The organism is Peptostreptococcus sp. MV1 (assembly GCF_000758885.1).
In the GTDB taxonomy this organism is placed as follows: Bacteria; Bacillota; Clostridia; order Peptostreptococcales; family Peptostreptococcaceae; genus Peptostreptococcus.
This window is the reverse complement of record NZ_JRNB01000106.1, coordinates 1-3,846: the sequence shown is the minus strand read 5'-3', so window position 1 is coordinate 3,846 and position 3,846 is coordinate 1. Positions and strand designations below refer to the sequence as shown.

Annotated in this window: 7 protein-coding genes; all 7 read left to right on the top strand. The window is 35.5% G+C overall.

Translation table 11 applies throughout. The annotated features are described in order from the left end of the window. Positions 1-362, top strand: a 362-nt coding sequence (locus HMPREF1639_RS09410; RefSeq protein ID WP_036765107.1) for a hypothetical protein, incomplete at its 5' end; no start/stop codon positions are given. After that, complete coding sequence (locus tag HMPREF1639_RS07560) at positions 337-984, top strand: hypothetical protein (protein ID WP_036765105.1); 648 nt, start codon at positions 337-339, stop codon at positions 982-984. The genes HMPREF1639_RS09410 and HMPREF1639_RS07560, both read left to right, overlap by 26 nt. 23 nt (positions 985-1,007) lie before the next feature. Further along, on the top strand, positions 1,008-1,943 hold the full coding sequence (locus HMPREF1639_RS07555) for a hypothetical protein (RefSeq protein WP_036765103.1): 936 nt from the start codon (positions 1,008-1,010) through the stop codon (positions 1,941-1,943). Positions 1,944-1,955: 12 nt separating this feature from the next. Continuing rightward, positions 1,956-2,117 carry a hypothetical protein gene (locus HMPREF1639_RS09310; RefSeq protein ID WP_156955972.1) on the top strand — a complete coding sequence of 54 codons (162 nt, stop codon included), beginning with the start codon at positions 1,956-1,958 and terminating at the stop codon, positions 2,115-2,117. Then, a complete protein-coding gene (locus tag HMPREF1639_RS07550; protein WP_036765101.1) occupies positions 2,118-2,792 on the top strand; it encodes a hypothetical protein in 675 nt (224 codons plus the stop codon). A 30-nt stretch (positions 2,793-2,822) separates the two neighbouring features. Beyond that, positions 2,823-3,230 carry a phage holin family protein gene (locus HMPREF1639_RS07545; RefSeq protein WP_036765099.1) on the top strand — a complete coding sequence of 136 codons (408 nt, stop codon included), beginning with the start codon at positions 2,823-2,825 and terminating at the stop codon, positions 3,228-3,230. A gap of 101 nt (positions 3,231-3,331) precedes the next feature. Next, positions 3,332-3,846, top strand: a 515-nt coding sequence (locus HMPREF1639_RS07540) for a glycoside hydrolase family 73 protein (protein ID WP_036765096.1), incomplete at its 3' end; no start/stop codon positions are given.

Here is a 3,846-nt window from a genome sequence, read left to right as displayed (position 1 = left end):
AATACATTGAAGATGGACCAGGGAACATAAATAAATCTAATATATTTGATTTTGTAAAAACGATAAATTTGGCAACATATCAATATAAAAAGTTTAGCGGAAGTAATTTATCTATGATAGCCCAGGATGTTCAACGATTTAGATTCATTCAAGATTATTTGGTAGTAAAAGACTCTGATGGGCTACTATCAATCAATATGGGTAATTATACCTCTATGCTTCATATTGCCTTACAAGAGGAAATTAAAAAACGCGAAGCCCTAGAAGATAGGGTTGGTAAGTTAGAACAAGAGTTAGCAGATATAAAAAAGTTACTAAAAGAAAGAGGGGTAACAAATGTTAAAGAGCCTAAGAGCAATTAACTTATATCCATCAGCCATAATAGATAAGGTTTTTAAAGCCCGAGCAGGAGAAACGGCCCGAGGGCTTAGACTGATGGTTAAAAATATGAATTTAGAAAACTTAAAATTTAAAAACTATATCAAAATAAATGATAAGTTATATGAAAATGAGCAGGTCGAAGTCGATGTGAAAAATAGATATGTAGATGTTTATTTTCCACCGCTAGAAGTCGGGACGTACCTATCTGAATTACTAATCTATGACGGTGACAAATTGCTAAAAACTGGCATATTTACTATAGAAGTAGGAGAGTCTATAATAACCGACCAGGCCGAGAGTCTCAAAAAAAAACTTAAAGAAATTGATATAGAAAAGCTTTTATTTGAAATAGATAAAAGACTTGATATTCTTAAGAAATTTGACGACCTAACAGGTGATATCGTCCTTGATAAAAATTACAAGCACACTCAAATACAGGCCAGTAAGACCTGGAATATCAAGCACGATTTGAAAAAAATACCATCCGTCACTATTGTAGATAGTGGGGGAAACGAAGTGATAGGAGATGTTAAGCACTTATCAGAAAATGAATTAACTATATCCTTTAGTTATGAATTTTCTGGAAGTGCTATTTTAAATTAATTAAATTTTGAAAGGTGGTAAAGATGAATTTACTTACAAATCTAAAAGCAAATCAAAATCAGTTACTAGAAGCTGTGCTTCACTCAGTGGCTGTAGAGCCTAGCCAGGCCGTAGCAGGTCAGGTATACTACAATACCAAGGATAAGAGGGCCTATGTTTATACAGGGGCTGTGTGGATGGCTATGGACGCAAAGGACGCTTCACCTACAGCAGTCAGCATAGTTAAGACTATAAATGACGGTGATAGCCTAATTAACCTAGATAAAATCAAGGACCTAGCAGACAAGCTAAAGGCTACTAATTTAGTGGCTACGATTAATAGTGGTACTGAAAACATCAACGCAGATAGGATAAATGGCATAGCCGGGGCAATTACAGCAGGGGACATAGTTACCAAAATCAATGAAGGTACATCTAAAATCAGCACATCTAAAATTGATGGGCTAGACGATAAACTAAAGATAGATACTATCATACAGGCCCTAATAGCTAGTAATAAGACTATACCAACTAGCAAGATTACAGGTCTAGATAATACCCTTGCAACTAAGATAACAGACGCACAGGCACAAGCTAAGGCAGACACGGCCCTACAGCAAGCTAACACCTTTACTAATCAGAGGATTAACCAGATACTTAATGGGGCGTCATCTAACTATGACACATTTAAAGAGATAGAAGAGTTACTAAAGAATAACGACAACTTAACTACAGTTTTAAAGAAAGGCATAGCAGACAAGACTGGTAAGGTAGCAAAAGAGATAGGCAATGGCACAGCCACAGAGTTCACTGTAAATCATAATCTGAATTCCCAGGATGTAGTTGTCATGGTGAGGGAAAATAAGGCCCCATTTGCACAAGTGATTACAGATGTTGAAGTTACAGACGTTAATAACGTCAAGGTTAAGTTTGCTAAGCCACCTAAGGCAAATGAATACAAAATAGTTATAGTAGGATAAGGAGAGTAGACAATGAAAGTTTTAGGACTGATAGAACAAGATTTAGATGTAGTTAGTAAAGAGTATGTAGATAAAAATTGTGCTAATGCAGAAGATGTCAATGCAATCAAGACCTCACTTGAGGGGGTTGACGATTTTTTAAAATCAATTAATAAAAAGTTAGGGGGTAACTAAATGATTAAAGATGAACTAAAAAAAATAAATGAGACAGTAGATAAAATTGATACCTCTTTAAAAAATATGGTTCCAAAAACACAGGAACAACAAATGGCAGGATACGCACTTGTAAATCTATCTAACTTAGTATCCGACCCCAATCTTAGGGCCGATGCTGATGAATATGGGCTTTACATATATGATTTTTTAGAAGGTGAAAATAGCAACAGTTCTATACTGGGTAGGGTCAATTCACTTTCTGAACATCTAATGCCTTATCTATGGATTACCATGCCTGTGGTAGAAAAAATGACGGAAAGGTGTTCAAAATGGCAAACTGCTGCAAATTTGAATAGTCTTAGTGAATTCGATGGACTGCTTACTAAAATTACTATCGGACTATTAACTACTCGTGCTGGTGGCTCTGTAAATATATTCGGGCATCATCTAAGATATGAAAAAGTAAGTGGGGATATCAAAGAAGTAACTAAATTTACCAGTGATGAGGTTACTTTAGCCGACTCAACTACCACATATGATAACCTAAAAGACTACACGATATATGTTGTAAGCGGTGCAAATACAGGCATATATTGTAAGTCACATACTATCGGACATAATGGCAATACAATATTTGTTGAGTGCAACCCAACGGATATTTTAACTAAAATAGGAAATTTAAAAACATACTAAAACAACTAAAATAAAAGGAGAATAGACAAAATGAAATTTGAAAATGCTGGGGAATTAATCAAAATAATTGGTGCTTGTTCCGGGGGAATATGTGGCTACCTATTCGGTGGCTGGGACAAGACTTTTCAGGTGTTGCTTGTTTTTATAATTGTTGACTATGCAAGTGGTCTTTTGGCAGCAGGATATAATAAAAAGCTAAATTCCAGAGTAGGATTTAAGGGCATAGCTAAGAAAGTAGTAATTTTCTTTATGGTGGCCTTAGCAGTGCAGCTTGATAGGCTGATGGGGATAGATAACCAGGTTATACGAATGGCTACATGCTTCTTCTATATAGCAAATGAGGGACTTTCCATATTAGAAAATGGCGGAAAGCTAGGGGTAAGATATCCTAGTGCCTTGAAAAAGACCCTGGAGCAATTAAAAGAAAAAAGCGAATAAATTTTAATTTAATAAACTTTACCTGGTAATTTTACCAGGTAGAAAACTTAGTAAATAAGGTGGTCTTTAAGGCCACCTTTTATATTTAAGGAAGTGATATGATGGCAACTAAGCAGGATATTTTTATAGAAAAAGTTAAGGATGGTGCAATTGCTGGATGGTATGCTGGTAAGATTTTACCTAGTGTAACCATAGCTCAAGCGTGCTTAGAGTCAGGCTGGGGGATATCAGAATTAGCCACTAAAGCAAACAATCTTTTTGGCATTAAGGCTAAGGATGATTGGAAAGGTGAGAGTTACACCGTCAGGACAGCTGAATATGATAAGAATAATAAACAATTTTTCATCAATGCAGCATTTAGAAAATATGATTCATGGAAAGAGAGCCTTATAGATCATGCTAAATTCTTTCATGAGGGTTGGAGAGAAGCCCACTATAGCACTCATGGAGTTATTGGTCAGACAGACTATAAAAAAGCTTGTAGGGGCTTACAGAATGCAGGATATGCAACAAGCAAGATTTATGCAGACCAGTTGATGGGCTTAATTGAAATGTATAAATTATATAAATATGATGATGTTATAAAAGAAAGCGAGGTAAAAGGAATGAAGATATT

Bases quoted from the DNA above. Each gene is read 5' to 3' on its own strand.
- HMPREF1639_RS07560 (WP_036765105.1), top strand. From the start codon at position 337: ATGTTAAAGAGCCTAAGAGCAATTAACTTATATCCATCAGCCATAATA.
- HMPREF1639_RS07550 (WP_036765101.1), top strand. From the start codon at position 2,118: ATGATTAAAGATGAACTAAAAAAAATAAATGAGACAGTAGATAAAATT.
- HMPREF1639_RS09310 (WP_156955972.1), top strand. From the start codon at position 1,956: ATGAAAGTTTTAGGACTGATAGAACAAGATTTAGATGTAGTTAGTAAA.
- HMPREF1639_RS07545 (WP_036765099.1), top strand. From the start codon at position 2,823: ATGAAATTTGAAAATGCTGGGGAATTAATCAAAATAATTGGTGCTTGT.
- HMPREF1639_RS07555 (WP_036765103.1), top strand. From the start codon at position 1,008: ATGAATTTACTTACAAATCTAAAAGCAAATCAAAATCAGTTACTAGAA.